This window comes from Candidatus Chloroploca asiatica (genome assembly GCF_002532075.1).
In the GTDB taxonomy this organism is placed as follows: Bacteria; Chloroflexota; Chloroflexia; order Chloroflexales; family Chloroflexaceae; genus Chloroploca; species Chloroploca asiatica.
Genome location: NZ_LYXE01000041.1, coordinates 25519 through 51155, shown reverse-complemented (window position 1 = coordinate 51155; position 25637 = coordinate 25519). Strand labels below are relative to the sequence as shown.

Sequence of the window (25637 nt, the reverse complement as noted above, 5' to 3'; positions counted from 1 at the left end):
TGCCTGAGCGCCTCCCTAGTGCAGAGAGAGAAGGTTTATATGCATACCGAGTGCGATCTGGTCGAGACCGAACTGGCGGCATGTGCAGGGCAGAGCAACGAGGAACGAAAGAGGGCGCTGCGCATCAGACCTGATTATGCAGCGATCACCGAAGAGTTGCAGATGCTTGTGCGAAGTGGACGCTTCCGTGACTGCTGGGATCTACCGCCTGAAGAAGCCTTTGCGCGCCTTGGGGTCGGCTTAGCGTTGGGGAGCGACGACTGGGTTCATATCAACTGGTACGGCCCGCTGGAGATCTGGCGTGATCCCGAACATCAGGTCTCGGATATTTTGTACAACGGGCCGCCCGAAGAGCCCTTCTATGTGGTGCAACGTGGTGCGATGGTCTGCACCGGGGTCACAGCACATCCCGACTGGATCACCTGGACGCAGCATCAGTTGTTGTTGCGCGATATGAAGGTTTTGCCCTATGTGCTCGACTGGCCGCCTATGGCGCAGGGCGTGGCCGACCTGCTCCGCTATGCCATCACCGGGCCACCTGTCTCACGGATGGGCCGGAGTCTCTCGATCAGGCTCTTGCCTGAGCGCTGGCGAACGCTTGATGATCTTGTGCAGGCCCACATCATTTCGCGTGAGGCTTCAGAGCTCTTGCTTGCAGGACTCGCTTCAGGCGCATCGTTGCTTGTCGCAGGCCCAACGGGGAGTGGCAAGACAACCTTGACGGCAGCGCTGACGCAGGCCGTTGGGCAACGGATGCGGCTCGTCTTTGTCGAAGACGGGGGCGAACTTCCCCGTTCGCCCAACAGTCTCCATCTTGAGGCCCCGGCAGAAGAGGGTGGTTTCACGCGTGCCGTAACCTTTGCGTTGCGCCAGAAACCGAACTACATCATTGTGGGTGAGGTGCGCGGCGGCGAAGCGATGGCGATGCTCCAGGCGGCGGCCACTGGACACCCCGGCGTCGGAACGATCCACGCCGGCGGGGTACAGGGAGCCTTGCGCAATCTCGAACGGATGGCAATGCTTGGTCTCGCCGCCGAAGCAGGTGGTGGCGGTCAAGCGGCAGCGCAGATTGTCCGTGGTTTGATTACGTCTGATACGGTCAATCTGATTGTCGTCACCATTGGACAGACAGCCCGTGGACGGCGTGCCGTCCTCTCGATTGAAGAGGTTTTGCGTCAGGGAGCGCAAGGACAGAGTGGGGATGTTTTTCCGACCAATACGCTCTTTAGCTATGACCAGTACTACGAGCGTCTCGTGCAGACTGGGAATGTCAATGCGGCGTGGGGGCTTGGCCGTTTCTGAGAAGGGCGCGGTCGTTCCGGCCACGCCGATACCGTCTAAGAGGAGAGACCTCGATGGAATTGATCATTTTTACGGCAATGGATGGGCTTGCAACGCACATCGAACAATTTCGCGATCTTGCGGTGCTGGCACCATCGCAACTCGACCAGGTAAATCGCTTGATCGAAGGAACACGCCCCCCCGACGCGCTGTACCTTGATGATACACGCGCAGCACCGCTCGCCGAGTTGTGGCGCACCGCCACACTCGCACGGCGAACAGGGGTACGGGTCTTCGTCAACTTTCCCGGTACTGCACGGGCCGCCCTGAATGAGGCCCAGGGAGCCGGATTGCCTGCCCTTGCCGAACGCGATCCTGCGGTTGTCGCCACCTGGCTGGGCGAGCAACTCGGCCTCCGCCCTGGTACGGGCCTCCGCAGCAGTGCCGTCATTGCGGTTGGTGCAGCCAAAGGCGGCATTGGCAAAACTTTCGCGACCTGTGTCCTTGCCGAAGGCTTACGGCGGCGTGGCCTGCAGGTGCTGGTTTGGGATAGTGACATCTCGAATCCGGGTCTTGTACCAGCATTTCGCGTGCCGTCTAGTGCGCCATCGTATCTGCATCTGATTCAGCGGGGACCAGCGCACTGGAATCCGACGGGTATCGAGCCGTTCATTTACCAACCTGAGCATACGCGTGGCACGGCGGAGGGGTGGGGTGCCATTGATTTTCTGATCGGCTCGCATGCTGTTGCGCGTGCCGAAAATGATGTGCGTCTGCCTGATTGGCAAGGCTTTTATCACGGAACAGCAGCCCTGAGTGGCTATGATCTGATCATTGTGGATACGCCTCCAGATTACCTACGACGTCCGTATGCCACGCATGTGCTGCAATCGGGAGGCACTGTTATCTTGCCGACGCCTCCCGGCGCACGCGAGCGAATGGGTGTAGGCCACCTGCTCGACCATTTGCGTGACCATGCCCCAGATAGTCTCGAACGGTGTACGTTGCTCTTTATCGAACCTGAGCGTGGGGTGACGGCAACTGTCCCTGATGTTGCAGCGCTCTTTCAGCGTCGTTACCCACAGGTACGTCCACTGGGTACCTTGCCGCGAGCGCCACGGCTAGCCAGTCTTGCCGACGAGCATGACGGCTATATCTCGATGCTCGATCTTGGGCCACACTCAGCTTTTGCTGGAGCCGTTCACCGTGTCGCCGATACACTCTGTGTCCGTCTCGGGCTGCAACCAACGCTCCCGATGCCACGTTCGAGTTTCTGGGCGCGGATGCATGCCCGCCTCCGCGGTGATCGGACGCTGGCGGTGCCTACACCGGCTGTCGCGTAAGGAGAGAGCACATGCTTACCTCACATCGTCCATTGACCGTGATTGAAGATGGTGGCCTGACCAACTTGAGTCCCGTTACGTCGGGGCAAGCTCAGGCGAGTGGCCTGGATGCCCTGACGCTTCAGGCGGTGCGCGAGTCGCTGCGCGATCGCATGAGTGCCACCTTGCTTGACCCGGTGGCCCCCGCATCGGTACGCGATCCAGAAGTGTTACGCGTCTTGCGTGCCGAGATTGGGCATCAGGTCGAGGCAGGGTATGGCCCATTGCGCCATTTGCCAACTGATGAACACTCACTCTTACGGCTCTTTCAAGAGGCGCTCGGCTGGGGGCCGGCCCAGCCATACCTGGATGATGAGCGCATTCAGGAGGTAAAGATCATTGGTGATCTGATTATGGTGCAGGAAGAAGGCGCCGATTTTAGTCTGGTTGCCGAGCGGTTCCAGGATCCACGTCAAGCCCTGGATCGGGCGATGCTTCTAGCGGCGCGCTTGAATGTACCGCTCGACCGTTCGCGCCCACAAGACACGCTGCCGCTTGCGCATGGAACACGGATGCATGTCACCATTCCGCCGTGTACACCCGATGGGACTGGCCTGATCTGCATTCGTCGCGGGCGACGCTATGCCTGGGTGCTCGATGATCTGCTGCGTCGGCGGGCGTGCGATCAGGTCGTGAGGGATCTCTTGCGCCTACTTGTGCGGGCGGGCTGTTCCTTCATCATTGCGGGCGAGACCGGGTGTGGCAAAACGGCGCTACTCGAAGCCCTGGTCAACTCGTGGCCGGGCGAGCCGCATGTCATCACAATTGAGGACAATACACTGGAGATCAACGTTCGTCATCGGGCGTGGACGCGCGAACTGGTGCAGACCGCCGTCGAACGGGGTGCCTTTGGGCGCGCAGCGCGTGAAGTCTTGCGCCAGACACCCTCGCTGGTCGCACCTGGCGAGACGCGTGCCGATGAAGCGGGGGCGATTCTCGCCGTTGCCGTCAGCGGCCATGCCGTTGTGACCACCATCCACGCCCGCTCGGCAGCGCGTGCAGTAAGCCGTTTTGCCGATTGTGCTGCCATGCCAGGCTCCTATATCTACGAAGGGCGACGTGAGCATGCGCTCGAAGATACGTGCGATAACTTTCAGGTCGTGATCCACCTTGAGAAGGTGAGCGGACGGCGCTACATTGACGAAATCCTGCTCCTTGATGGTGTCGAGGCGCAGGGAGAGCGTTTACGCCCCCGGTTTGTCCCGCTGGCACGCGTGAAACATACTGAAGGCGAGGTGACATGGCACGTCGAGGCAGTCGCCCAGGGTGATCGTCTGGTCTGGCAAACAGAGGGGCAAACCCCAGAGGCCTTGCAGCGCCGGTTTGAGCTCTTGCAATTGCGGGCCGATGTACGTGCCGCCGCGACAACCCATACTGCGGTCAGTGAAGCCATTGCGCGGGCAAGTGCCGTCACGCGCTCGGGCGATGCAACGCAGGCGCTGGCAATCTTGCGGCGAGCCTGGAGCGATCGCCGTGATCAACGGCTTGTCACTGCGGCTCAGCGCGTCCTTGAACTCGATCTTGAGACTGCCAGCACGATGGCGACCCAGTCGCGTCAGGCCGAGTCCACTATTCAGGCGGCGCTTGGTTCGCGTCGTTGGCCTGACGCACGCGCCGCCTATGGCGAAGTCATGGCGGATCTCGCGATCGTCGCAGCCCACAGCCCCTCGGGGGGGTGGGAGCACCTTGAGCGCATGATTGCTGCTGGTGAAGACCGTGACTACCTGGCCCGGTCTCAGATCGCCGAGGCCCGGTTGGCCCTGACGCAAGGTCGTGCCCGTGATGCGGTTGACTTGTTGATCCAGTGCGACCCGATGGCTCTGTCGAAGAGCGTGGCCGTTGAGACGCTCGCAACGCGGCGTGACGCACTCACCATCCTACACGCCGCCGGTGAGATTGGTGGAGACGCGCTCGGCCCGGTGCAGGCTGCGCTTGAAGCTTTAACTACTTGACCAGGGATACGACAATGATATCACTTCTTGTTGCGATTACCCATCCCGAAACCGCGTGGCTGATCCACGCCGTCATGCCTGTGACCGGCTTGCTGACGTTGCTGATCCTTGCCACCCTTGTACGTCCTGCCCTGATCAGGCTCACGGTCACCGTGCAAACAAAACGGCAGCGGCACAGGCTTGCCACGATGCCTGAGCATATGCGTCCTGATCTTGCTTTGCTCTGGGCACCCGTGGTGATCACGCCAACGCAACTCGTCACAACTGGCCTTGCGCTAGCGATCATGCTCAGCATCGGCTTGGTCCTTTTTGCCCCGCTGAGTCTCGCGCTCTTGCTGGGGCTCCCACTGACTGCTGTGCTCGTGTGGGGAATGGTGTTGGTCGCTCAACAGCGTTATATACATAAACTCGATCAGCAATTAACCGCTGCTGTTGGGCGTCTGAGTGCGCTGCTCAAAGCAGGAACTGGTTTACGTCCTGCGCTGGAGCGGGTGACCGTCGATCTTGGTTCCGGCCCCTTGCAGAGCGAATGGAGCTACCTGATTTCGCGCCAGGGGATGCCCTTGGAAGGAGGAGGCATTGCCACCGCACAACAGGTGGTGATTGCGCTCGCTGATCAGACGCCCTCACGCCGCCATGCCAACCTGCTCAACCATCTAGGGGCCTCGGTCGGGCAACCACAGGATGTGCTGGCGCGGCGCTGCGAAGCAGCCTATGCCGCGCTGCAAGCGTCGGATCGCCGACGCGACGAAGCACGCACTGAACTTGCCCAGATGCGGTATAGCGGGGTGGCCGTCGGCCTCGCCGGCGTAACCATGGCGCTCTATCTGGCATGGACACAATGGGAACGGGTTATTGTCGCTTACACCACGCCGCTGGGCATGCTTGTCGCCCCGATCGTTGGCCTGGCCCTGATCTTGCCCGTCCTCGGAGGCTTCGCACTCGCCCAGGTTGAGGATGCCGACTATTAGGTTCAGCTCACGTAGCGGAGAACATCAACCTTCTTGAAAGAATAGAGAGGCCCCTATGCCTGATCTTTTCCTCGCTCCTGGAGCGCCATTCTATACTATGGCGCTCGCGGGTGGACTCTTCAGCCTTCTCGGACTCACCATTGGTGGCCAAAGTTTGTCCCGCCGTTCCTTCACCTTCAGCAACGCACCGTTGACGGCGACAGGGCGGTTGCTGGCCGGGCAACTTGCTGGCCTCAGCCTGGCCGCACTGCTCTTGGGGGCAACCCTGGGGAGCGGTGTGAGGGGGAACCAGGCGAACTTGCTGGTGTGCGCTGCACTCGCGGCATATCTCGCGCTAGGCTTTGTCTTGCCGCGCCTACCGCAACTGCGGCACGAACGGCAGGCCGCTGCATTACGTCGTCTCACGCCGGGCTTTATCAGCTTTGTACGGGTTGCGCTGGGCAGCTTTGAAGCACCGATTGAAATCATGCGGCGGTACACCCGACGACCACATCCGCGTCTGGCCGTGATGCAAACCCTGGTAAGTGACGCCCTTGAAACAGGGGCTGATCAGCGTCTACGGCCTTTTGCCGCCCTGAGTCTTACCGCACGCGAACGAGGGTGCCGCGAACTCTGCGACGTAGCCGATGCGCTTGCCCAGGCCGAGGCCGAAGGAGCACGGGTAGAGACTGTGCTTGCCGCCCATCAAGAGACCCTCGAATTGATCTTGCAGGGCGAATTCAAGCGCATGATCCGTCGCCGCACCATGTATCTGCTCTTGATGGTTGCCATCAGCCTTGTTGTGGGCATTCTTGCCAATCTGCTGTTTGTCATGACTGCCGGAGGGAGCCTTTTTAGCACTATCTGAGAAGCGGTCGGCGGACGTCAGACCTGCCAGGTGTGCGCCGGGACGATTCTCCGGTACGTCCAGGGTTCGTGCGGCGCACACCTGGCAGGTCTCCCGCGACCAAGCCGCTCGCGCTCCCGACCCGCGCAGTCTTCGCGCTTCATGGCGTAGACAACGTCGGGGTTGGGGTGAGTAAGGGTCTTCCCCCTTCAGTAACAGGCGTACGCAAAAGCGACGGGATGATCAGCGTCTGACCAGGTTGGAGCGCGTTGGGGTCAGTGATACCATTGGCAACCGAGAGTTCGTCAATGGTTGTATTGAAACGGAGGGCCAGGTCACTAAGCGTATCACCAGGCTGAATCGTATAGAGAGCGGCCGGAGTTGGGCTTGGGAGCGTAATCAACGCAAAAGCGGTTGCGGTCGCATCAATATCAAGGGTAGGTGCCGGTGTAATATCGAGCACCGCTGGCAAGGTCGGCAAAACACTTTGTGGTGGTTCGGGTACACACGCCACCAGAATCAGCAGCAACAAACTTGCACCTAGCACACGGGTCAGGGGTTGTTGGAAAAGATACACTGGGCTCCTCACTCACTCGAAAGAATCGGGTATACTATAGCTGATGAAGTAACATAATCTGTCTAGTCAAGGTATGACATGGCCATCACATTGAAGAGTGCGCGTCAGATCGAGTTGCTACGCGAGTCAGGGCAACTTGTGCGTGAAACCTTCGAACTCCTGCGCACTCAGATTAGGCCGGGGATCACCACGCTGGAACTGGATGCCATTGCCGAGGATTTTATCCGGTCGCGTGGAGCCGAGCCAGTTTATAAAGGGTATGTACCCCAACGTCGCCGCGGTTGGCCTGCAACGCCACCGTTTCCGGGTACGATCTGTGCTTCGGTCAATGACGTTATTTGCCATGGTATCCCCAGCAAGAAGATTCGCCTCCGTCAGGGCGATATTATCGGCATTGATATTGGCCTGCGCCTCAACGGGTGGATCGGCGATGCCTGCGAGACCTTCCCGGTCGGCGAAATTGATGAAGCGACTCAGCGCTTGCTGGATACCGCCCGTTATTGCCTCGAACTTGGGATTGAGCAAGCGCATCCTGGCAAAACGCTTGGTGATATTGGCGCGGTCATTCAGCGTTATGCCGAGGGCAACGGATTCAGTGTCGTGCGTGAATATACTGGCCATGGTCTGGGACGAAACCTCCACGAAGATCCCACAATCCTGCATTATGGTGAACCTGGAACAGGTCGTAAAATTATGACCGGGATGGTCTTTACTATCGAGCCAATGGTCAATGCCGGCGTTGCCGAGACAAAGCTTGAACGTGATGGCTGGACCGTACGCACTGCTGATGGCAAGCGTTCGGCTCAGTTTGAACATACCCTTGCTATTACGGATCAAGGGCCGCTTTTATTAACTGCATAAATAAACATGACAATACCACTCGAAACCCAATTAATCATGGCTCTGGTGGATGAAGATCAAGATGAAGCTCACCGGATTGCCGCCTTGTTACAGGCCCGTGGCGTCGATATGACGCTGATCGCAAGCTTGATTGAGGATCATCCCGACCAGGAAACAGCCCTCTATGCTGTCCTGAATGATGTTATACCCCTGTCACGTCGCGCTGCCAAGCGTCGGGCAATCCGTGCTGCTGAAGAGCGCGATTGGGGCGATTGGAACGATGGCCGTCGTCAATCATGATTGGCAGCCAACCCCATGTCTCTTATTGTACACCTGTCCCACTACGACAACGAAATCTGTCATGCTGAACGCAGCGAAGCATTTCGAGTTCTGATGCACACGAGCGCCCCTTCGCTCCGGCTGCGCCTCTGCTCAGGTTGACATAGGGATGACATCCTGATGCTCGCACATGCCAGCCCTTATTGTAATACTACTATACCATGACGCAAAAACGAGCCAAAAAGATCCACCGATTAAGCGCAAATCCGATCGTTTTCAGCGTGCTGCTCATTGCAGGAGCATGCGAAATGCTGTTGCTCGCCCGGTTGGTAGCGCGTGCGCTTGCAGCACGCCCCGATAATCCGGCGATCATGGTGTTGTATACGGTGACAGCCCCTTTCGTGAGGCCCTTTGATTTCTTGAATGCGGCCCAGCCGCCTTTTGGGGCAGTGCTGGAATTCTCAACCCTGCTGGTCGCCCTGCTGCTGCCGCTGCTTGCCCTCGTGATCTGGCACTATGCAAGCAAGCACCACGATGACGTGTCTACCAGGGGCAATGACGCTTGGCAGGCGAGCGCAACTAACCTCTCCGAACGAACGTCAACATAAGAGGGTATGTTGTTCGTTGGAAGTACCAACTGCATGAAGTTGCGCTAGATGATGACAATGTTAGAAAACCTTAGTACTATTTTTTTCTGGATCCTGGTTGCGATGGGTGTTGCCCTGATCATCGCGGTGGTCGGGTTGGCCTTGATGTGGCGCCAGATCAAGGCGCTGCGTGTGCCATACCACGCGGGCTTTTTTACGACCCTCCAGTATGTTCCGCTCTCACTGGTCATTTTGTTAGATCTGCTCGATTTTGCGCTCGATATTTTTGCTGCGCCGATTAGCTGGCTTACCCTCGATCGCCTCGGGCTGCGTGGCTTGCGCAATAAGGCGGCGCTTGAGGCGCTTATTCCCTTTACTCAGCCGATTCCAACTTTTACCATTGCCTGGATCGCAACCCGTCTGCTCGATCTTGATGATACGGTTGTACCACAATTCATTGTTGGGGATGACCGTTCCCATGGATAGTTGTTGTTTTGTCGAGGAGCAAGGTTAGCATAGCTAACCTTGCTCCTCGACGGTAGCGTTGAGGGCGGTGAGGAGCAAGATGATGACGGATGAGCCGGTACGCTTCAGGGGGGCATGTCCCCACGATTGTCCCGATACGTGCGCAACGATTACCGAGGTAGAGGATGGACGGGCCGTTCGGTTTTATGCTGATCCAGAGCATCCGGTGACCCGCGGCTGGCTCTGCGCCAAGGTGCGCCCTTATCTTGAACGGGTGACAAGTGATGAGCGCCTGCTCTATCCGTTGCGGCGGGTGGGGCCAAAGGGTGCAGGTCAGTGGCAACGGATCAGTTGGGACGAGGCGCTTGCCACTATTGCGGTCCGCTGGCAAGCAATTATTGCTCAGTACGGAGCAGCGGCAATCCTGCCCTATTCGTATAGTGGAACCCTGGGCCTGGTGCAGACGGTGATGATGGATGCACGCCTCTGGGGGCGGATGGGGGCAAGTGGGCTCGAGCGGGCGATCTGTTCGGCGGCGGCCCACGCAGCCGTGATGGCAACCCTCGGGGCACGCCATAGTGCCGATTATGCCGATGTGCGCCAGAGCAAGCTGGTCTTGATCTGGGGGCACAATCCCGCGAGTACCGGGCCACATTTTATGCCCTTTCTCCGCGAGGCGCAGAAAGCCGGTACCTATGTGGTCGTCATCGATCCGCGCCGTACGCTGACGGCACGCTCGGCGGATGAACATCTGCAGCCCCGTCCCGCGACTGATGGGGCGCTGGCCCTCGGGTTGATGCAGGTCATCTTTGCCGAGGGTTTGCACGATGAGGCCTGGCTTGAGGCGCATAGCCACGGCTGGCGTGAACTGCGCGAACGAGCCAGTGCGTATCCGCCTGATCACGTTGCCGCTATCACGGGCATACCTGCCGAAACCATTGTCAACCTGGCCCGCCGTTATGCGACGACGAAACCAGCGCTGCTCAAGACCGCCGACGGTGTGCAGCGGCATCAAAATGGGGGCCAGATTTTTCGTGCCTTGCTCTGTTTGCCTGCGCTGGTTGGGCAGTACGGTGTACGGGGTGGGGGCCTAGCATATTCAACTGGCGGCTATGCCACCTGGGATGCCGAGGCGCTGACCCATCGCAGCGCGTGCCCACCGGTGCCGCGGGTGATCAATATGAATCGCCTTGGGGCAGCCCTGACTGGCGAAGCGACCGACCCTCCGGTGAAGTCACTCTTTGTCTACTGTGCCAATCCCGTGGCATCGTCGCCCAATGCGGGCCTGATCGTCGAGGGTCTGCAGCGCGAAGATCTCTTTACGGTTGTACACGAGCAATTTATGACCGATACCGCCGACTATGCCGATCTCGTCTTGCCGGCCACAACTCAGCTTGAGCATACGGATCTCCATCGGGCCTATGGGCATCGGTACCTGCAATACAATCATGCCGCCGTTGTGCCCCCCGGCGAGTGCAAGAGCAACTGGGACGTGAGTCGTCTGCTCGCCCAGGCAATGGGCTATACCGAACCCTGGCTGCACGAGAGTGCCGAAGAGGCGCTTGCCGGGGTGCTTGAAGCTTCGCGGGCGACGAACCCCTATCTCACCGGCATTACCCTCGAACGCCTGCAACAAGAGGGGACGGTACCCCTGCACTTCACCGAGGCAACTGACATCCCCTTTGGGGATCTGCGTTTTCCGACGCCTTCAGGCAAAGTCGAACTCGCCTCGAGTCTGATGGAAGCGCGTGGGCTTGACCCCTTGCCCAACTATGAAGAACCGGACGAGTATGTCGCGGCAAGGGCGCATGGGGCCACCGATGGGCTGATCCTCATTTCGGGAGCATCGCACCACTTTGTCTCGTCGAGTCTGGCGAATCAACCTAGCTTGCGAGCCAAAGAGGGCGAACCATTCATTGAAATACATCCATCTGATGCGGCGCAACGTCAGATTAGTGATGGTGCGTATGTGATTGTAGAAAACCAGCGGGGTTGGTGTGAACTGCGTGCCCGCGTTACCGACGATGTGCCACCTGGCGTGGCTGTGGCCCCCAAAGGCCCCTGGGCAAAATTCTCGCGCCACCAGCGCAACATCAACTGGACCACCCCCGATGCCCTGGCTGATCTCGCTGGACAGAGCACGTTTCATTCAAATATTGTCTATGTCCGACCTGTCTCATAACGTTGCTTCGGTGATGGGGGCTGGAGCTTTGGGGGCCTGCGGCCTCCAGGAATCTTTCTTTGGCTGGAAAAAAGTCAGCGTAGCTGGCTTTTTTCCAGCCAAAGAAACCAGGTTTTGGGGCGTAGCCCCAGCAATCCTTGTTGTTCTGGTTGGGAACCAGAGCAACAAGAGGAATTTTCTGTATGAACTTCTTCCGACGTTTGTTTGGCGGTCAGGCTCAACAAGAAGATCCTGCGCTGCACCTCTATGTGCAGTGCAGTCGTTGTGGCGCACCGGTGCATGTGCGCGTGCATCGCTACAATGATCTCACGGTGCTCTACGATGACAACGAGAGCGTCGAAGGCTACCATTTACGCAAAGAGATCATGGATGCGCGCTGTTTTCGGTTGATGTATGCGGAACTTACTTTTGATCGGAAACGCAACGAACGAAGCCGATCAATTGAGGGTGGTGAATTCATTACCCAGGAAACATATGCCCAACTTGTGGCCGAGCAAGCGAGGTCTGTGTGAAGGTCTCACCGGCTTTTTTGATTCCGCTTGGGGTGAGTGCGCTGCTTGGCGGAATCGGGGGGAGTGCATTTCTCTGGGCGGGTGCCGAGCAAGCCTGGAATCTCTTTACTGCGGCGTTTCTCTGGACCCTGATTGCCGCAGCAGGAACAACCATTGGTCGCTTTGCCGGCGAACGGGTGCGCCGGGGCAACTGGCGCCGCGGGCTCTGGCTGGCGCACACCCAGACTTTTCCGTTGACGACGGTGTTCCTTGGCTCTGCCCTGCTCGTCGGTGCGCCTTCGGGTGGCTCAGTGGTGGTGATTCTCTACGTATGTACGCTGGTGGTGGCAGTAGCGATGAGTTTGCTTGGTGTCTTGAGTTCGCCTTATCGCTGATCCAGATCCAATACGTTGCACATAAGGTTGACGCAAAGGCGCAGAGGCGCAAGGTCTGCTCTTCGGCTGAACATCCTGCATTGTCACCCCGAGCAGAGCGAGGGGTCTTGCGCGACCCGCTCAGATTCCTCGCTCCGCTCGGAATGACAAGCAAGCGGCATCACTGGCCCATGGGCCACGTGGTACTCGGAATGACAAGCAAGCGGCATCACTGGCCCGTGGGCCACGTGGTGCTCGGAATGACAAGCAAGCGGCATCATCAATAGTAATTGGTATAAAAGGCATACACCAATGACGATTTGTACGTTGGAGACCCTGGTTAAGGAACGCGCTCGCTGCGAAGCGCAGGGTTTGCGTGTCGTGTTGACCAACGGGATCTTTGATCTGCTGCATGCGGGCCATGTGGAGTATCTGACGCGGGCACGTGCGCTTGGGGATCGGTTGATTGTCGCCCTCAACTCGGATGCGTCGAGCCGGTCGCTCAAAGGGGCGCAACGTCCGCTGATTCCTGAGGCGGATCGGGCGTTGCTGTTGAATGCCTTGCGCCCGGTCGACTATGTGACCGTCTTTGCCGAGTTGACTGCCGAGCGCGTGGTGGCTGCGTTGCGCCCCGATCTCTATGTCAAAGGGGGCGATTATGCCAGCACGCCCGATCTTTCACCAGATCTGAGCCGCTTGCCCGAGGCAAGACTGGTGCTCAGCTATGGTGGTGAGGTGCAACTGCTGCCGTATAGTACCGGTCGGAGTACGACCACGTTGATCGAGCGGATCGTGACCGTCTATGGGCGTGATCCCGTGACTCACGACGAAGCCTCCAAAAAAAACCTGATGGTAGACACGTAAGATGCCAGCGCAGTTGGCATCTTGCGTGTCTACCATCAGGGTTAAAAGAAGACCTTCACCACCTTGAGAATCCCCTGGTTCCAGGGGACACGGTGCGAAACGCCGGTGGCATTCTGGAAATCGCTGAGGTGGTCGATGTACCAGCGATAGTTGCGCACCAACGCATCCTTGTTGGAGTATTTTGGTTCAAACCCGAGGATGCGGGCGGCTTTCTCCACCGAAACAAAAGAATCTTCGGTGACCGTGCCATAGGCCCATTTGTAGACCGGCGAAAGCTTGAGGCGTTCGAGCACGACCAGGGCTGCCGTCATCGGGGCCGCCGGGAAGGTGATAATCTTTTTGCCAAAGCCGGCAGCATCCAGAACGGCCTGAAAGTCCTCTTTGATCGTTGTAAAGACTTTGGCACCAATATTGAAGGTGTCATTGACCTGTTCGCGCTCAAGCGTTGCGCAGCGATAGATTGCTTCGCACAGGTCTTCAACATCAAGTAGTTGATAACGATTCTTGCCATTGCCCGGCAGCGGGAAGTTTTTGCCGTCTTTGGCCCAATCGTAGAGCATCGCAAAGATGCCGAGGCGCTCGGGGCCAATAAATGATTTGGGCCGCAGAATCGGGACACACATGCCTTGTTCACGATAACTGAGACAGATCTGCTCGGCTTTGACCTTGGCTTCGCCATACGGCCCGACCCCATCCATCGGATCGCTTTCGAGCAGGGGGTGATGATCGGGAATGCCATAGACGGCTGTGGTTGAGATGTGGATAAACCGCTCAACATTCTGGGTCAGCGCCGTCTGGATGACATTGCGCGTGCCGTCAATATCGGTCGAAAAGATATCCGCGGGTTTGTAGAGAGGGAGGGCCGCAGCAGTATGGACAACGAGATCAACCCCCGCCATAGCCCGTTCAACCGTGGCCTTATCACGAATATCGCCGGTATGCACTTCGACGCGATCACGTTCGGGGTAGTCGAAGGGGGCAATATCAAGCGAACGGACAGCATAGCCACGCTCAAGCAAGTAGCGGGCCAGGTTGATGCCTAAAAACCCGGCCCCACCAGTAATCAAAACCGTTTTACTCATATTCAAAGTACCTTATTCACTCTGTTGCAAAAGAGCTCGAACGAGTCCACCAGGCGCTATTATACCCAATAATGTCTGTTCGCCATTCACGACAGGCAATTGGGTCGCCTGAAGCTCGATCAGACGATGGGCCGCGTCGATCAAGTTCGTATCGGGGACAAGTGAAGGAGGCGGTGGCTCCAGCAGTTCGGCAAGGGGACGATCGCGCCCCGGCAAACTGGCCGCCTCTGGTGGCTCGGGTTGCTGAAGGGCGGTCAGCAATTTCGTTCGTTCTTCGCCAGCCAACCCCTTCAAGACTGAGGCAAGGGTGAGCAAACCAACGAGACGACGCTCAGGATCAAGGACAAAGAGCGGCTGAAGAGGCGTTGCCAACAGTTGCGCCAGGACCCGGTTGAGCGGTTGTGTTATGGTCACCGCGTGAAAGACCGTCTGCATCACCAGGCTCACCGGAGGTGGCGGTTCAGCCTCACGCACTGCGGGTTCATCAGCACTGTTCTCTGCTTGCATCACAGCTTCACGCAAGATATCGTCTTCACCAAGCAGACCGACGAGCCGGCGGTGGCGATCCACGACAGGCACCTGGCGCAGGCCCCATTCGATCATCGTGGTCAGCGCCTGCGGGATCGTGATCGTCTCCACGACATACCGTGGTTCAGTCGTCATGATGCCGCCGACTGTGAGGCCATTCAACAGTTGCACGAGTGGTTCACGTTCAGCAGAGGTCAACTTGGTAAGCATCCAGATAGGCATACGTAGCGGTGAGCGCCAGGCTACCTCCTGGCTGGTCAGGGTGCCCACGAGCAGACCCGTCGCATCAACCACAGGCAAAACCGCAAGTTTATCGGTGACAAAATGGCGCAGCGCCTCAAGTAACGGGGTAGCACTGGTGACGGTAGGCGATTCGGTTTGCATCAGATCGCCAACCGAGCGATCGGCGCTGAACGGCCCCCGCGCACGCAACGTGGCGCGATAGACCGGCACGGGCTCACTCGTCACCATGGCCTCACCACAGAGATCGTCGAGCAGCGGCAAGATGCGGGCAACCCGCTCGGGGCGATCTAACCATTCGATGATGACCGGTAGATCGTATCCCGACTCATTGAGCATAGCGAGACGACCGCGCTGCCCCGGTCCAAACCCGGCCAACCCCGTCAGCGCCGTGGCCCCGGTCGCCCCAGCACTGCGGAGCCGCTCGAGAATCGCCAGATAGAGTGGGCCGCCTTGCCACTGATCGCTCTGGCTAAGATAGATGCGCACCCGCTGAACACTTGCCTCAAGCGCCATCACGCGTTCCTCCTGTCGTGATTATAGCGCAAAGTGTGGGGGCAGGGCAATGGCGGCGGCGAGGGGGCCATAATCTATGCATGTGCGAGGGAAAATGGCTAGCTTCGCTGGCTATTTTCCCTCGCACATGCGAGATTCATTTGTCTAGTCAAATAATGTTGCCCATCTTGTGGTATGATACAGGCCTGTTTTCCGTGCTCACAACAGGCAAGCACTCGTGAATAAAGGTGTACTCTACGCAATCGGGGCGTATGTTTCGTGGGGCTTACTGCCCATCTTCTGGAAAGCCTTGCATGACGTACCAGCGCTTGAGATTCTGGCGAATCGGGTTGTCTGGGCAATGGTTGCTGCGCTCATCGTCGGGTTCTTTGCGTTCCGCACAAACTGGGGGTGGCTCTTCCAGGCGTTGCGCCAGCCACGTACGATGCTTGTCTTTGTGCTGTCAGCGAGCCTCCTCTCCTTCAACTGGGGCCTCTATATCTGGGCGGTCAACGCCGATCATGTAGTTGAGACCAGCCTGGGCTATTTTATCAATCCGCTGGTCAATGTCTTTCTTGGGGTTGTCGTACTACGCGAGCGTTTGCGGATCGGGCAGGGCCTTGGCATTGCGCTCGCGCTTGCCGGGGTGCTCTACCTGACGCTCACCTATGGTTCGCTCCCCTGGATTGCCCTTAGTCTGGCTGGATCGTTCGGGCTCTACGGCCTGTTACGTAAAACGGCCCCGCTCGCTTCGATCCAGGGCTTTACCCTCGAAACGCTGGTGATGGCACTCCCAGCCTTGGTCTTCCTGGGTTTTGTCGAGCGCAGCACTGGTGGTACGCTCGGCCATGCGGATCTCTTTACGACAACCCTGCTGATCTCATCGGGTGTGGTGACAGCGGTGCCTCTCTTGCTCTTTGCCGCAGGGGCACGCCTCGTGACCCTGACCACGCTCGGGCTCTTGCAATATATTGCGCCGACGCTCCAGTTCCTGCTCGGGGTCTTTGTCTATGGTGAGTATCTCAGCACGCAGCGCTTGTTTGGCTTTGTGCTAGTCTGGATTGCCCTGGCGATCTATTCGATCGAGGGCATTATCACGAGCAGGCGACGCCAGACGATGACCCCGGCACAGCATACCAGTAGCGTCTAGGGGCAATACTTTGCAAATAAGCTCACGCGAAGACGCGAAGGGTGAAGCTCACCTACGCAAAAACCTTTGCGCCTTTGCGCCTTTGCGTCAAAAGAGCCGCCTTATTTGCAAGGTATTGCGTCTAGGGGCGGTTGGTTCTGGCGAACGAGGCCCAGCAAAGCGGGCCTTGTTCGCCAGAACCAACCATTTTCTTGCTCCCGCCGCGAGGCGTTTACGCTTACGGCAAGGCCCAGATCTCAACAAATCCGCGGCGTGAGCCAACAACAGCCAGCGTATCGTCAGCAGTGACGGCAAGGTTATCGCCATTGCAGGGGCTACTAGCAAGCTCGGTTAGCCCATTAGCCTCAACCTGCCACAGGCTGAGCCCGCCTGTTGGCCCGACGGTCAACAGGTGCCCTGTTGCCGTCGCTGCGAGTGCCGTTGCATCAGCGAGTGCTCCCCGTCCAAGCAAGGTGCCAGCCTTATCCCAGACCCACAGGCGTCCGGTATCATCAAGGGCGGCAAGTTCGTCGTGCGCCCCATTGGCAAGCGCGATCAACCAGCCACCATGGGCAGTACGCAAGACGGTCGGCGCACCTCCAGCACTTGTCTGGAAGAGGCGTACCGACCCATCGTAGGCTGTGCCAATGACAACTTCGCCCTGGTGGGCAAAGGCAACACCGAGGACGGCAGTGGCATTCAGGCCGCCATCCTCGATGACCGTCAATCTACGTACGGCTTCGCCCTCGGGTATGCGCCAGAGGCGAATCGTGCCATCCAACCCCGCCGAGGCGAGCAAGGTACCATCCTGCGCAAAGGCAAGTCCAAGCACCCGGCCTTTGTGTCCCGCCAGTCGGGTTAGCAGCGTACCTTCAGGCAGACTCCAGAGGAGGATGCTGCCATCAGCACCCGCTGAAGCCAGCATGCGTTCGTCAGGGCTCACCGCCAGGGCGTGGATTTTGCCTCGATGTTCCCAGGTTGTCTCACGCAACTGACCTTCCTGGGTCCAGAGCATAAGGCTACCGTCTTCGCCACCAGTAATAACCTGACGATTGCTTGTCGTCATCGCAACGGCGGTAACGGCAGGTACCCCTTCCAGAGTATCAAGAGGCAGCCCATCGGCATTCCAGCGTTTGAGCGCACCGTCGCGGCCCGCCGTAAAGAAGCCCCCTCCGGGAACCGTCACCAGGGCACTGAGCGCCCCACGGTGCGCCTGGATCACCCGTTCGCGTTGTCCAGAGGGCCACGCCCAACGTACGACTTCGCCGCTGGTTGTGCCAGCGAGCACTGACCGACCATCAGAAGCAAAGGCTATCCGGGTGACCGGCGCAAGCTGCGCTGTCTCACTCATGATCGTCAGATAGGCTCGGGCATAGCCACTGACCACATCCCAGATCTGGACTGAACCTGGTTCACTGCGCGATCCTGCGGAAGCCACCGCGAGCGTTGTACCGTCGGGGGTAAAGGCGAGATCGGTGACCTCGCGCAGGCCAAGGGAGAATTGACGGACAGGCGTAGATACAGGCAACTGCCAGACCGTCACCGTGCCATTGGCATCACCGGCAGCTACATAGGTACCGTCGTGATTGAAGGCCACGCTGGTGAAATTCGCCGTTAGTCCACTTATGTCATTGCCTTCTGACGGGCGCAATTCAGATAAGGGCACCCGTTGCTCTACTTGCCAGATCACAAGCGAGCCGGTTGCAAGTGCGACGGCCAGGCGATCACCCCCCGGAGCAAACACAAGATCAGTCACTCTGGCCCGATGCGCGAGGGTCGCAAGCACCGTCCCATCGTGCAGGCGGCGCAATTCAACGTCACTGCCAAGGGCAAGGGCCAGCAGCGCCCCCGAAGGCGCAACGGCAAGGCCACTCGGCGGTACCGCGAGGGCATGTTGCCAGCCAATGCGCCCGAGCAACCCTGCGTCGTGTTGTTGCAGATGCAGCGCAGTCGCCACAAAGAGCGTTGTGCCATCGGATCCAAGTGCCAGATCCAGCGGCACGCCACTGCCCCACTGATGCAACCGTTGCAACATCGGTGCAGACAGGCTGAGGGGCACGTCAGGATCGGGGGAGATCGGGGCTACCGTCGCCAGAGGCACCACCGCATCAAAAGGGGCCATCGTTTCAGCTGTTGGCGACGGGGCAACCACACCGGGTGGCTCAGCCGCCAGACGTGGTGACGTCAACTGAGGCACGCATGCCGCAAAACCTAACACAACGAAGGTCACAATTAGAATAGGGGTAGTTTTGCTTAGCACTGACATAGACAGGCATTGTAGCATACCCTGAGAGGGGATTCACCCCTCAGTGGGCGTGCCGTTCAAGCCATGCCAGCGCAGCATAGAGCCCGATCAAGGTTTTGCCATCCTCAAATGTACCATTGGTGAGTGCCTCGGGCAGGGTTGCGAGGGGCAGCGCAACCTGATGAATGCGTTCATCCCAATCGGGGGTTGCCGCAACGGGATACAGATCGAGCGCCAGAAAGATGGCCGTGGTCTCATCAGTAAAGCCCGGGGACGTGCAATAATTCAGCAGAGGGATAAGCCGTTCGGCCGCGTACCCGACCTCTTCGGCGAGTTCGCGGGCAGCGCACGCCTCCAACGTCTCACCAGGTTCGCGCAGACCAGCAGGAATCTCGATGGTCTCGCGCTCAACGGCGATGCGGAACTGACGCACGAGCAACACCTGCCCGTCTAGCACTGGCACAACCCCGACCCCACCCCGATGGCGCACCACATCACGACGTGCCCGTTGCCCATCATCGAGCACGGCCTCACCCGTCACCACGGTAAAGACCGGGCCTTGAAAGGCCTCGCGCTGTTCAACCCAGGTTTCCATAGAGCTCCTTTGTTATGGCAAGACAAAGCGTATTTCAACGTGGGTACGCGTACGCAGGATCGAGCGCAAGACCGTTAACAGCTCAGGATCGGGATGCTGCTCGATCAAATAATCGAGGGTTGGCTCATCGAGATAATAGGTCTCGTCATCCGAATGTTCTTCAACGAGATAGGTATCGAGAAACTTCATCTGAGTAGGCGTAATCGTGCCGAGCAGCACCCCGGTCTCATCATCATAAAGAATCACGGTATCAGGGGGCGGCGGCACCACCAGTTCTGGCTCGGTTTTGCCGCGTGACACCGCAATAATGCGCCGGCGCTGTTCACGGTCAAAGACATAGGGGCTTGTGGTATCGTTGAGCAGCGTCTCAATCACCACGCGGGCGGCATCAGGACGCGCCAGGCGTTGGGTTCCAGCCCGCAGACCTTCGAGGCGACCAGGCTCTTGCAGCACCTGATCGATCTTGAAGCCTAACACCGGTAGATCGCGACAACGGATGGCGGCCCCGTTCTCGAGCAGATGATCGCTATTGCGTTCTTCCTGCCCGGGGATCGGGTCAATGACGACCATCGGCAAGCCTGCCGCCATACACTCTGCCGTGCTCAAGCCGCCAGGCTTGCCCACAAAAAGCGTCGCGGCGCGCATCAGATCCGGCATTTCGTTGGTAAAGCCAAGCACACGAAAGTGTTCAGCCTTGGCTGCCGTCATCGTCGTAACAGCCTGACGCAATGGCTGATTGCGTCCACACACCACAATCGTCTGTACGGGTGTTTTCATGCCCATAATCTGCTCGACAATCTCGAGGGCTGGCCCACCACCGAGGGCACCCGCTGAAACAAGCAAGACCGGAAGATCCGCCTGGAGATTGTAGCGCTCATAGACCCCGTTGCAATCAAACGGTTCCGATAACAGTGACGTAACCGGAATACCCGAGACGGTAATGCGTTCGTCGTCAACGCCAAACGATGCCAGCAAAGCCCGCGCCTCGTCAAGGGCAACAAAATAGTGATTGAAGCTACGACTGAGCCACATTCCCTGAAAATCATAATCGGTGGTGACAATGCCGAGGCGTGAATTGATCCGCTCTTCGAGCAAGAGTTGCGCCGCAATGCCGGCGGGCATAAAGTGGGTGCAGATAATAATATTGGGATGGTAATCTTCGATCAGTTTGACCAGAGGCTGACCGTTGAGCATATTGAGCACGCGGGAGAGTCCGCGTTCGTTCTTGAAAGGTTCGTCATTATAATCATAGAGCCACCCAACCGACCAGGGATTCTCTTTGACCAGGGCAAAATAGGCATCAGTCGCGGCCACCTGATAGATGCGGGACGTATGTAGCAGCGCATCCTGATTGATCACCTCAAACTCAGGGTAACGCTGGAAAGCTTGTTCAATCGCTGCGGCCGCTGCCTTATGACCTGATCCAACACTTGCCGAAAGAATAAGCACTCGTGTTGGCATACGCTCCTCCACACTCTTTGCTAGGGGTTTCCGGTCTTTGACGCATTTTCAGTATACCTGAGATTGATACATCAGTGGTGGCTTCTTGGTATAATGCCCCGTGCGTGGCGTAAGAGCGGGCTGGTGCTAGCGCAAAAGGGCAGCACAGCCACGGGGTTTTGAGGGCGGTAGCCCTAAAGCAGAGGAAAAAGTTATGGCTCGTGTGGGTATTTACGGGGCAACCGGGTACACCGGGTACGAATTGATCAAACTGCTGGTACGCCATCCCCAGGTTGAGATTAGCTTTGCTACGGCACGCTCAGCAGCGGGCAAACGTCTGTCTGATATCTTCCCTACCCTGATTGATACGCCGCTGGTTGCCGTCGAAGAGGCCAATCTCCAGGATGTAGATCTGATCTTCACCTGTCTTCCGCATAATACTCCCGATCTTATTCCTCTGGTGCAACAGGCACTCGAGGCGGGCAAGCGGGTGATTGATTTCTCTGATACCTTTCGGCTCCACGATGCCGATGACTATGAGCGACGCCGTGGCAAGCCGCACCCGGCCCCCGAGTTGCTCAGTGCCGCCGTCTACGGCTTGCCCGAGTTGCACCGCACAGCGATCCGCGAGGCACGCCTGGTCGCCAACACGGGTTGTTATCCACTTACGGCGATTTTGCCCTTGTGGCCGCTCGTGCAGGCCGATCTGTTTGCTGATCGCACGGTCATTGTTGATAGCAAATCGGGGGTTTCGGGGGCGGGACGGTCGTTGTCGCTCAAGACTCATTTTGGTGAAACGCACGAGACCTTCAGTGCCTATAACGTTGGGCGGGTGCATCGCCATCTCGGCGAGATGGAACAAGAGACCGGGCTGCATATTATCTTCTCGCCACACTTGTTGCCAGTCTATCGCGGGATTCTCTCGACGATCTATGTCACCCTCAAGCCAGGCACATCCTCCGAAATGGTTCACGAAGCCTACAACGTCTTCCGTGACGAACCGTTCATCACCGTGTTGCCTACTGGACACTTCCCTGAATTGCGCCATGTGCAACAGACGATGGATTTTGTCCTCGGTTTTCAGCCAGTGGAGATCGAGGCGGGACGGATGATTATCGTCTCGGCGCTTGATAATCTACTCAAAGGGGCTTCTGGGCAGGCTGTGCAGTGCATGAACTTGATGCTCGGGTTTGAGGAGACCGCCGGGTTGAAGTAGGGGCGAAGCACTCGCCCCTGCTTCAACCCGACGCTGTACCGTCCGCGTGGGCGGGTGCTTCACCCTTACTTTAGACGAGCGCCTTTTCGGTCTCGCGGTCAAAGACGTGCATCTTATTCATATCCACGACGATCTCGACCTGCTGACCAGTCCGGGCTCCGGTACGCGGATCGAGGCGCCCAACAAACTCTTTGCCGCTATTTTCGATATAGGCATAGACTTCCGAACCAAGAGGTTCAATGACATTGACCATCGTCATCAGGCGCGCACTCTCATCCACGCCACGCGGCACATAGTGCGCATCGTGGATATCCTCGGGCCGAATGCCGAAGTAGATATTCTTGCCAACGTGTGTCCCAAGTTGCTCGGTTGCACTAGAGGGCACAGGGACAACAAACTCCTTGCCGACCACGACAGCCAGACCGCCCTGTACCCGGTCGAGTTTGGCCTCAAAGAAGTTCATCGAAGGGCTGCCAATGAAGCCTGCCACAAACATATTGGCTGGGCTATCATAGAGATTCTGAGGGGTGTCGAGCTGCTGCAGAATGCCATCACGCATCACGGCAATGCGCGTCCCCATCGTCAACGCCTCGGTCTGATCGTGAGTCACATAGATAAAGGTTGTCTTGAGGCGCTGATGGAGACGGCTGATCTCAGCGCGGGTCTGCACCCGCAACTTGGCGTCGAGGTTCGAGAGCGGCTCGTCCATCAAGAAGACCGACGGGTCACGCACAATCGCTCGTCCGAGCGCGACACGTTGGCGCTGACCACCCGAGAGCGCCTTGGGCTTGCGGTCGAGCAAGTGCCCAATCGAGAGCATCTCGGCGGCCTCTTTGACCCGAGTGTCAATTTCAGTCTTGGGCAATTTGCGCAGCTTCAAGCCAAAGGCCATATTGTCATAGACGCTCATATGGGGATAGAGCGCGTAGCTCTGGAAGACCATCGCGATATCGCGATCTTTGGGGGGCACATCATTGACGACGCGGTCGCCAATCCAGATATTGCCATCAGTAATCTCTTCGAGACCGGCGAGGCAGCGCAACGCGGTTGATTTACCACAGCCCGATGGCCCAACGAGCACCAGAAACTCGCCGTCATTAATGTCAATATTGAGATCCTTGAGCACCGAGACCTCACCAAAGCGCTTCCAGACCTTCTCGAACTTAATACCAGCCATAGTATCCTCCTCAGGCAAGAAAATATCAACTCCTCAGCGACTATCGTGAGGATCATCAGCGAGCGCTCACTCAGGTAACGGGCAGGTTGTCTTACGGACAATCAACTGTAGCGGCAGGGGCGTAAACGATGGCAGGGGTTGCTGTTCTACTAGGGCGATCAACGTATGAGCAAGCGCCGCACCGAGGGCGCGGCGAGGGGCACGGAGCGTCGTCAGGGGTGGATGCGTATGGGCGGCGAGCGGAACATCACCACACCCGATCAAGGCGACATCGCGACCCACCTCGATCCCGGCATCACGCAGCGCGTGCATTGCCCCAAACGCAAGTTCATCGCTTGCGGCCAGCACTGCGGTTGGCCCTTCAGGTTGCGCTAGCAGCTCTTGCATCGCGGCCAGGCCATCATCTTGACTCGTCCCCGCCTCGACAATCAATGAGGGAGCCACCTCCTCACCAGTTTCAGTCAGAGCTTTGGCAAAGCCCTGGTACAAGAGGTCGCTATCGGTCAGCTCAGAAGGCAGATTGATCAAGGCAATGCGGCGGTGCCCCAGGGTACGCAGAGAGCGCGTTGCGATCAACGCCCCACCGGTGAGATCGAAGCTCAAGCCTGGGCAAGCATTGCCCAAGGCAGGCGCACCAACGCCAACATGAAGAATGCCCGCAGCGGTAAGGTGAGCGCTCCGCTCGTCATCAACCCGCAGGTCAAGCAAGACAAAGCCATCCACCCGCCCGGTTCGCGCTAAACTGGTGGCAACAAGGCGCTCAGACTGAACAGGATCACCCGCGAGCAAGAGGTAATAGCCGTGGTTCGCGGCAGCCTCAGTCAAGCCTGCGACTAGTTCTGCCAGGGTTGGCGTACTCAACCCGGCAGTCCCGTAGGGTAAAATCAGGCCGAGGGTTCGCGAGCGTGAACGCATACTACGGGCAGCATGATTTGGCTGATACTCAAGTTCAGCGACCACCTGCAACACCCGTTGCCGGGTTGCCGCCGTCACCGATCCCGTACCGTTGAGCACGTACGAAACCGTTGCCGTCGAAACGCCTGCCCGCTCAGCTACATCCTTCATCGTCGCCACATTGCGCCGCCTTCGCCTCACCATTGACCGAGCACTTAACCGATTAACTAGATTATAACGAGCTCAGCGATCATTGTCAAGTCGCCCTACCCTTGCTTGTTGGGCGATTGCATCTTCCGTGCATGCACCCCGCCAAGGCACCCGCAAGGGCACCCGCAAGGGCACCCGCAAGGGCACCCGCCAAGGCACCCGCAAGGGCACCCGCAAGGGGTGCCCCTACACCGGGCCCGCCCCCGGCCCGGTACGGGCACCCCTTGCGGGTGCCCCGTTGTATCCGATTTCGTATGATGCAATCGCCCTACCCTTGCTTGTTGGGTACGCAAAAAAGCCAGCATGGCTGGCTTTTTTGCGTACCCAACAAGCATACCCTTAACTCACGTGAGGAATCACCTCTTCGGCAAAGATGTGCAGGGGCGTGTGATCATACGCGATCCGGGGGAAGTAGGTAATGAAATAGTTCACGCCAGCATCGGCAAGCACTTGCAGGCGCTCGGCAACCTGTTCGGGTGTACCGACAATCGAATTGCGCATCAGATCGTCGAGGCTCCAGTTATAGGTTGCGCGCACCGCGGCGGTAGCCTGTTCGAGATCATCACCGGGCCGCACAAAGACGATATTGGCATTTGAAGAACGAATAATGTCGTCATAGTTCCGGCCAACCTGCTCACAATGGCCGCGCAAAATAGCAAACTTCTGTTGGAGCGTGGCAGGGTCGCCCATCACATTGCAGGCATTGCCGTACTGCGCCACCAGTTTGAGCGTCACCTGTTCGCCGCCACCCCCGATCCAGAGGGACGGATAGGGCTTCTGGATTCCGCGCGGCTCGTTGATCGCCCCACGAATATGGAAATACTCGCCCTCGAAGGTTGGTGTCTCCTCCGTCCACATCTTGACCATAATCTGCGTGGCCTCGCGGAAGGCCCGCATGCGGTCGCGTGTTTCGGGGAAACCATAGCCATACGCACGCCACTCGTGCTCGTACCAACCCGCGCCAATCCCACAATAGAGCCGCCCGTGGCTCAGGACATCCACGGTCGAGGCAATTTTGGCTGCCAGGGCCGGGTTGCGATACCCAATACAGGTGACCATCTGACCGACCTTGACCCGCTGCGTATCACGGGCCAGCGCTGCGGTGATTGTCCATGCCTCAAAAACCGCCTCTTGCTCAATCCGAGGTACCGTGTGAAAATGGTCATAGATCCAGATTGAATCATAGGCGGGCATGCCATCAACGACACGGGCGACCTGCGTCATTGCTTCATACTTCTCGATGGGATCGGCAATCTCCATCAAGTCCAGTCGCCATCCTTGCGGTACAAATGTACCAAAACGAATAGTCATTGCT

The 25637-nt window shown here is 58.3% G+C and carries 24 protein-coding genes; 15 read left to right on the top strand and 9 right to left on the bottom strand.

Translation table 11 applies throughout. The annotated features are described in order from the left end of the window. Positions 1 to 39 precede the first annotated feature (39 nt). The 5 genes from A9Q02_RS03675 to A9Q02_RS03655 are packed head-to-tail and all read left to right on the top strand — an operon-like array spanning position 40 to position 6433. Positions 40 to 1302: an ATPase, T2SS/T4P/T4SS family gene (locus A9Q02_RS03675; protein WP_097651004.1), complete on the top strand. Its 1263-nt coding sequence runs from the start codon at positions 40 to 42 to the stop codon at positions 1300 to 1302. Positions 1303 to 1355: 53 nt separating this feature from the next. Continuing rightward, a complete protein-coding gene (locus A9Q02_RS03670; protein ID WP_097651003.1) occupies positions 1356 to 2624 on the top strand; it encodes a ParA family protein in 1269 nt (422 codons plus the stop codon). A gap of 11 nt (positions 2625 to 2635) precedes the next feature. Further along, positions 2636 to 4615 carry an ATPase, T2SS/T4P/T4SS family gene (locus A9Q02_RS03665; protein ID WP_097651002.1) on the top strand — a complete coding sequence of 660 codons (1980 nt, stop codon included), beginning with the start codon at positions 2636 to 2638 and terminating at the stop codon, positions 4613 to 4615. A gap of 14 nt (positions 4616 to 4629) precedes the next feature. Then, on the top strand, positions 4630 to 5586 hold the full coding sequence (locus A9Q02_RS03660; RefSeq protein ID WP_245860294.1) for a type II secretion system F family protein: 957 nt from the start codon (positions 4630 to 4632) through the stop codon (positions 5584 to 5586). A gap of 55 nt (positions 5587 to 5641) precedes the next feature. Then, entirely contained in the window at positions 5642 to 6433 is a 792-nt protein-coding gene (locus A9Q02_RS03655) for a hypothetical protein (RefSeq protein WP_097651001.1), read from the top strand. A gap of 139 nt (positions 6434 to 6572) precedes the next feature. On the opposite strand, the gene A9Q02_RS03650 is transcribed toward A9Q02_RS03655, so the two are convergent. Then, positions 6573 to 6989, bottom strand: coding sequence for a LysM peptidoglycan-binding domain-containing protein (locus A9Q02_RS03650; RefSeq protein ID WP_245860291.1), 417 nt, complete (start codon positions 6987 to 6989; stop codon positions 6573 to 6575). A 78-nt stretch (positions 6990 to 7067) separates the two neighbouring features. Here A9Q02_RS03650 and map point away from each other — a divergent pair, with 78 nt between their 5' ends. The 8 genes from map to A9Q02_RS03610 all read left to right on the top strand — a co-directional run bounded on the left by map (position 7068) and on the right by A9Q02_RS03610 (position 13071). Then, the gene (map, locus tag A9Q02_RS03645; RefSeq protein ID WP_097651000.1) at positions 7068 to 7850 is read left to right on the top strand and encodes a type I methionyl aminopeptidase; all 783 of its coding nucleotides are present in this window, start codon (positions 7068 to 7070) and stop codon (positions 7848 to 7850) included. Positions 7851 to 7856: 6 nt separating this feature from the next. Then, positions 7857 to 8129 (top strand): hypothetical protein, encoded by a 273-nt coding sequence (locus A9Q02_RS03640; RefSeq protein ID WP_245860289.1) that lies wholly within the window; start codon positions 7857 to 7859, stop codon positions 8127 to 8129. Between the two features lie 287 nt (positions 8130 to 8416). Beyond that, positions 8417 to 8716 (top strand): YggT family protein, encoded by a 300-nt coding sequence (locus A9Q02_RS03635; protein WP_172450598.1) that lies wholly within the window; start codon positions 8417 to 8419, stop codon positions 8714 to 8716. A 48-nt stretch (positions 8717 to 8764) separates the two neighbouring features. Further along, on the top strand, positions 8765 to 9181 hold the full coding sequence (locus A9Q02_RS03630; protein ID WP_245860287.1) for a hypothetical protein: 417 nt from the start codon (positions 8765 to 8767) through the stop codon (positions 9179 to 9181). Between the two features lie 79 nt (positions 9182 to 9260). Then, on the top strand, positions 9261 to 11342 hold the full coding sequence (locus A9Q02_RS03625) for a molybdopterin-containing oxidoreductase family protein (protein ID WP_245860281.1): 2082 nt from the start codon (positions 9261 to 9263) through the stop codon (positions 11340 to 11342). 182 nt (positions 11343 to 11524) lie between these two features. Continuing rightward, positions 11525 to 11854 (top strand): hypothetical protein, encoded by a 330-nt coding sequence (locus tag A9Q02_RS03620; RefSeq protein WP_097650997.1) that lies wholly within the window; start codon positions 11525 to 11527, stop codon positions 11852 to 11854. Beyond that, positions 11851 to 12228, top strand: a complete 378-nt coding sequence (locus A9Q02_RS03615; protein ID WP_097650996.1) for a hypothetical protein — start codon at positions 11851 to 11853, stop codon at positions 12226 to 12228. The genes A9Q02_RS03620 and A9Q02_RS03615 overlap by 4 nt, the downstream gene beginning before the upstream one ends. A 291-nt stretch (positions 12229 to 12519) precedes the next feature. After that, the gene (locus A9Q02_RS03610; protein WP_097650995.1) at positions 12520 to 13071 is read left to right on the top strand and encodes an adenylyltransferase/cytidyltransferase family protein; all 552 of its coding nucleotides are present in this window, start codon (positions 12520 to 12522) and stop codon (positions 13069 to 13071) included. Positions 13072 to 13112: 41 nt separating this feature from the next. Here A9Q02_RS03610 and A9Q02_RS03605 read toward each other — a convergent pair whose 3' ends face one another. Together A9Q02_RS03605 and A9Q02_RS03600 are read right to left on the bottom strand one after the other, a co-directional pair. After that, entirely contained in the window at positions 13113 to 14153 is a 1041-nt protein-coding gene (locus A9Q02_RS03605; protein ID WP_097650994.1) for an NAD-dependent epimerase/dehydratase family protein, read from the bottom strand. A 12-nt stretch (positions 14154 to 14165) separates the two neighbouring features. Further along, the gene (locus A9Q02_RS03600) at positions 14166 to 15437 is read right to left on the bottom strand and encodes a DUF190 domain-containing protein (protein WP_097650993.1); all 1272 of its coding nucleotides are present in this window, start codon (positions 15435 to 15437) and stop codon (positions 14166 to 14168) included. Positions 15438 to 15654: 217 nt separating this feature from the next. On the opposite strand from A9Q02_RS03600, the gene rarD reads away from it, so the two are divergent. Continuing rightward, positions 15655 to 16566 carry an EamA family transporter RarD gene (gene rarD, locus A9Q02_RS03595; RefSeq protein ID WP_097650992.1) on the top strand — a complete coding sequence of 304 codons (912 nt, stop codon included), beginning with the start codon at positions 15655 to 15657 and terminating at the stop codon, positions 16564 to 16566. 217 nt (positions 16567 to 16783) lie between these two features. Here the strand turns inward: rarD and A9Q02_RS03590 are convergent, their stop codons facing one another. The 3 genes from A9Q02_RS03590 to A9Q02_RS03580 form a co-directional block, all read right to left on the bottom strand. Continuing rightward, positions 16784 to 18742: a WD40 repeat domain-containing protein gene (locus A9Q02_RS03590; RefSeq protein WP_172450595.1), complete on the bottom strand. Its 1959-nt coding sequence runs from the start codon at positions 18740 to 18742 to the stop codon at positions 16784 to 16786. A 109-nt stretch (positions 18743 to 18851) separates the two neighbouring features. Beyond that, on the bottom strand, positions 18852 to 19385 hold the full coding sequence (locus tag A9Q02_RS03585) for an NUDIX hydrolase (RefSeq protein WP_097650990.1): 534 nt from the start codon (positions 19383 to 19385) through the stop codon (positions 18852 to 18854). A 12-nt stretch (positions 19386 to 19397) separates the two neighbouring features. Next, the gene (locus tag A9Q02_RS03580) at positions 19398 to 20846 is read right to left on the bottom strand and encodes an MGDG synthase family glycosyltransferase (RefSeq protein ID WP_097650989.1); all 1449 of its coding nucleotides are present in this window, start codon (positions 20844 to 20846) and stop codon (positions 19398 to 19400) included. A gap of 193 nt (positions 20847 to 21039) precedes the next feature. Here A9Q02_RS03580 and argC point away from each other — a divergent pair, with 193 nt between their 5' ends. Beyond that, positions 21040 to 22041 carry an N-acetyl-gamma-glutamyl-phosphate reductase gene (gene argC / locus A9Q02_RS03575; protein ID WP_097650988.1) on the top strand — a complete coding sequence of 334 codons (1002 nt, stop codon included), beginning with the start codon at positions 21040 to 21042 and terminating at the stop codon, positions 22039 to 22041. Positions 22042 to 22111: 70 nt separating this feature from the next. Here argC and A9Q02_RS03570 read toward each other — a convergent pair whose 3' ends face one another. From A9Q02_RS03570 to A9Q02_RS03555, 3 genes are all read right to left on the bottom strand, one after another. Continuing rightward, the gene (locus A9Q02_RS03570) at positions 22112 to 23218 is read right to left on the bottom strand and encodes an ABC transporter ATP-binding protein (protein ID WP_097650987.1); all 1107 of its coding nucleotides are present in this window, start codon (positions 23216 to 23218) and stop codon (positions 22112 to 22114) included. A gap of 66 nt (positions 23219 to 23284) precedes the next feature. Further along, entirely contained in the window at positions 23285 to 24283 is a 999-nt protein-coding gene (locus A9Q02_RS03565; RefSeq protein ID WP_245860321.1) for a LacI family DNA-binding transcriptional regulator, read from the bottom strand. A 378-nt stretch (positions 24284 to 24661) separates the two neighbouring features. Then, positions 24662 to 25633, bottom strand: a complete 972-nt coding sequence (locus tag A9Q02_RS03555; RefSeq protein ID WP_097650985.1) for an LLM class F420-dependent oxidoreductase — start codon at positions 25631 to 25633, stop codon at positions 24662 to 24664. Between the last annotated feature and the right edge of the window lie 4 nt (positions 25634 to 25637).

Excerpts from the sequence above, each read along its gene's own strand:
- A9Q02_RS03675 (WP_097651004.1), top strand. The coding sequence starts at position 40 with ATGCATACCGAGTGCGATCTGGTCGAGACCGAACTGGCGGCATGTGCA.
- A9Q02_RS03670 (WP_097651003.1), top strand. The coding sequence starts at position 1,356 with ATGGAATTGATCATTTTTACGGCAATGGATGGGCTTGCAACGCACATC.
- A9Q02_RS03665 (WP_097651002.1), top strand. The coding sequence starts at position 2,636 with ATGCTTACCTCACATCGTCCATTGACCGTGATTGAAGATGGTGGCCTG.
- A9Q02_RS03660 (WP_245860294.1), top strand. The coding sequence starts at position 4,630 with ATGATATCACTTCTTGTTGCGATTACCCATCCCGAAACCGCGTGGCTG.
- A9Q02_RS03655 (WP_097651001.1), top strand. The coding sequence starts at position 5,642 with ATGCCTGATCTTTTCCTCGCTCCTGGAGCGCCATTCTATACTATGGCG.
- map (WP_097651000.1), top strand. The coding sequence starts at position 7,068 with ATGGCCATCACATTGAAGAGTGCGCGTCAGATCGAGTTGCTACGCGAG.
- A9Q02_RS03640 (WP_245860289.1), top strand. The coding sequence starts at position 7,857 with ATGACAATACCACTCGAAACCCAATTAATCATGGCTCTGGTGGATGAA.
- A9Q02_RS03635 (WP_172450598.1), top strand. The coding sequence starts at position 8,417 with ATGCTGTTGCTCGCCCGGTTGGTAGCGCGTGCGCTTGCAGCACGCCCC.
- A9Q02_RS03630 (WP_245860287.1), top strand. The coding sequence starts at position 8,765 with ATGATGACAATGTTAGAAAACCTTAGTACTATTTTTTTCTGGATCCTG.
- A9Q02_RS03625 (WP_245860281.1), top strand. The coding sequence starts at position 9,261 with ATGATGACGGATGAGCCGGTACGCTTCAGGGGGGCATGTCCCCACGAT.
- A9Q02_RS03620 (WP_097650997.1), top strand. The coding sequence starts at position 11,525 with ATGAACTTCTTCCGACGTTTGTTTGGCGGTCAGGCTCAACAAGAAGAT.
- A9Q02_RS03610 (WP_097650995.1), top strand. The coding sequence starts at position 12,520 with ATGACGATTTGTACGTTGGAGACCCTGGTTAAGGAACGCGCTCGCTGC.
- A9Q02_RS03605 (WP_097650994.1), bottom strand. The coding sequence starts at position 14,153 with ATGAGTAAAACGGTTTTGATTACTGGTGGGGCCGGGTTTTTAGGCATC.
- A9Q02_RS03600 (WP_097650993.1), bottom strand. The coding sequence starts at position 15,437 with ATGGCGCTTGAGGCAAGTGTTCAGCGGGTGCGCATCTATCTTAGCCAG.
- A9Q02_RS03585 (WP_097650990.1), bottom strand. The coding sequence starts at position 19,385 with ATGGAAACCTGGGTTGAACAGCGCGAGGCCTTTCAAGGCCCGGTCTTT.
- A9Q02_RS03580 (WP_097650989.1), bottom strand. The coding sequence starts at position 20,846 with ATGCCAACACGAGTGCTTATTCTTTCGGCAAGTGTTGGATCAGGTCAT.
- argC (WP_097650988.1), top strand. The coding sequence starts at position 21,040 with ATGGCTCGTGTGGGTATTTACGGGGCAACCGGGTACACCGGGTACGAA.
- A9Q02_RS03570 (WP_097650987.1), bottom strand. The coding sequence starts at position 23,218 with ATGGCTGGTATTAAGTTCGAGAAGGTCTGGAAGCGCTTTGGTGAGGTC.
- A9Q02_RS03565 (WP_245860321.1), bottom strand. The coding sequence starts at position 24,283 with ATGAAGGATGTAGCTGAGCGGGCAGGCGTTTCGACGGCAACGGTTTCG.
- A9Q02_RS03555 (WP_097650985.1), bottom strand. The coding sequence starts at position 25,633 with ATGACTATTCGTTTTGGTACATTTGTACCGCAAGGATGGCGACTGGAC.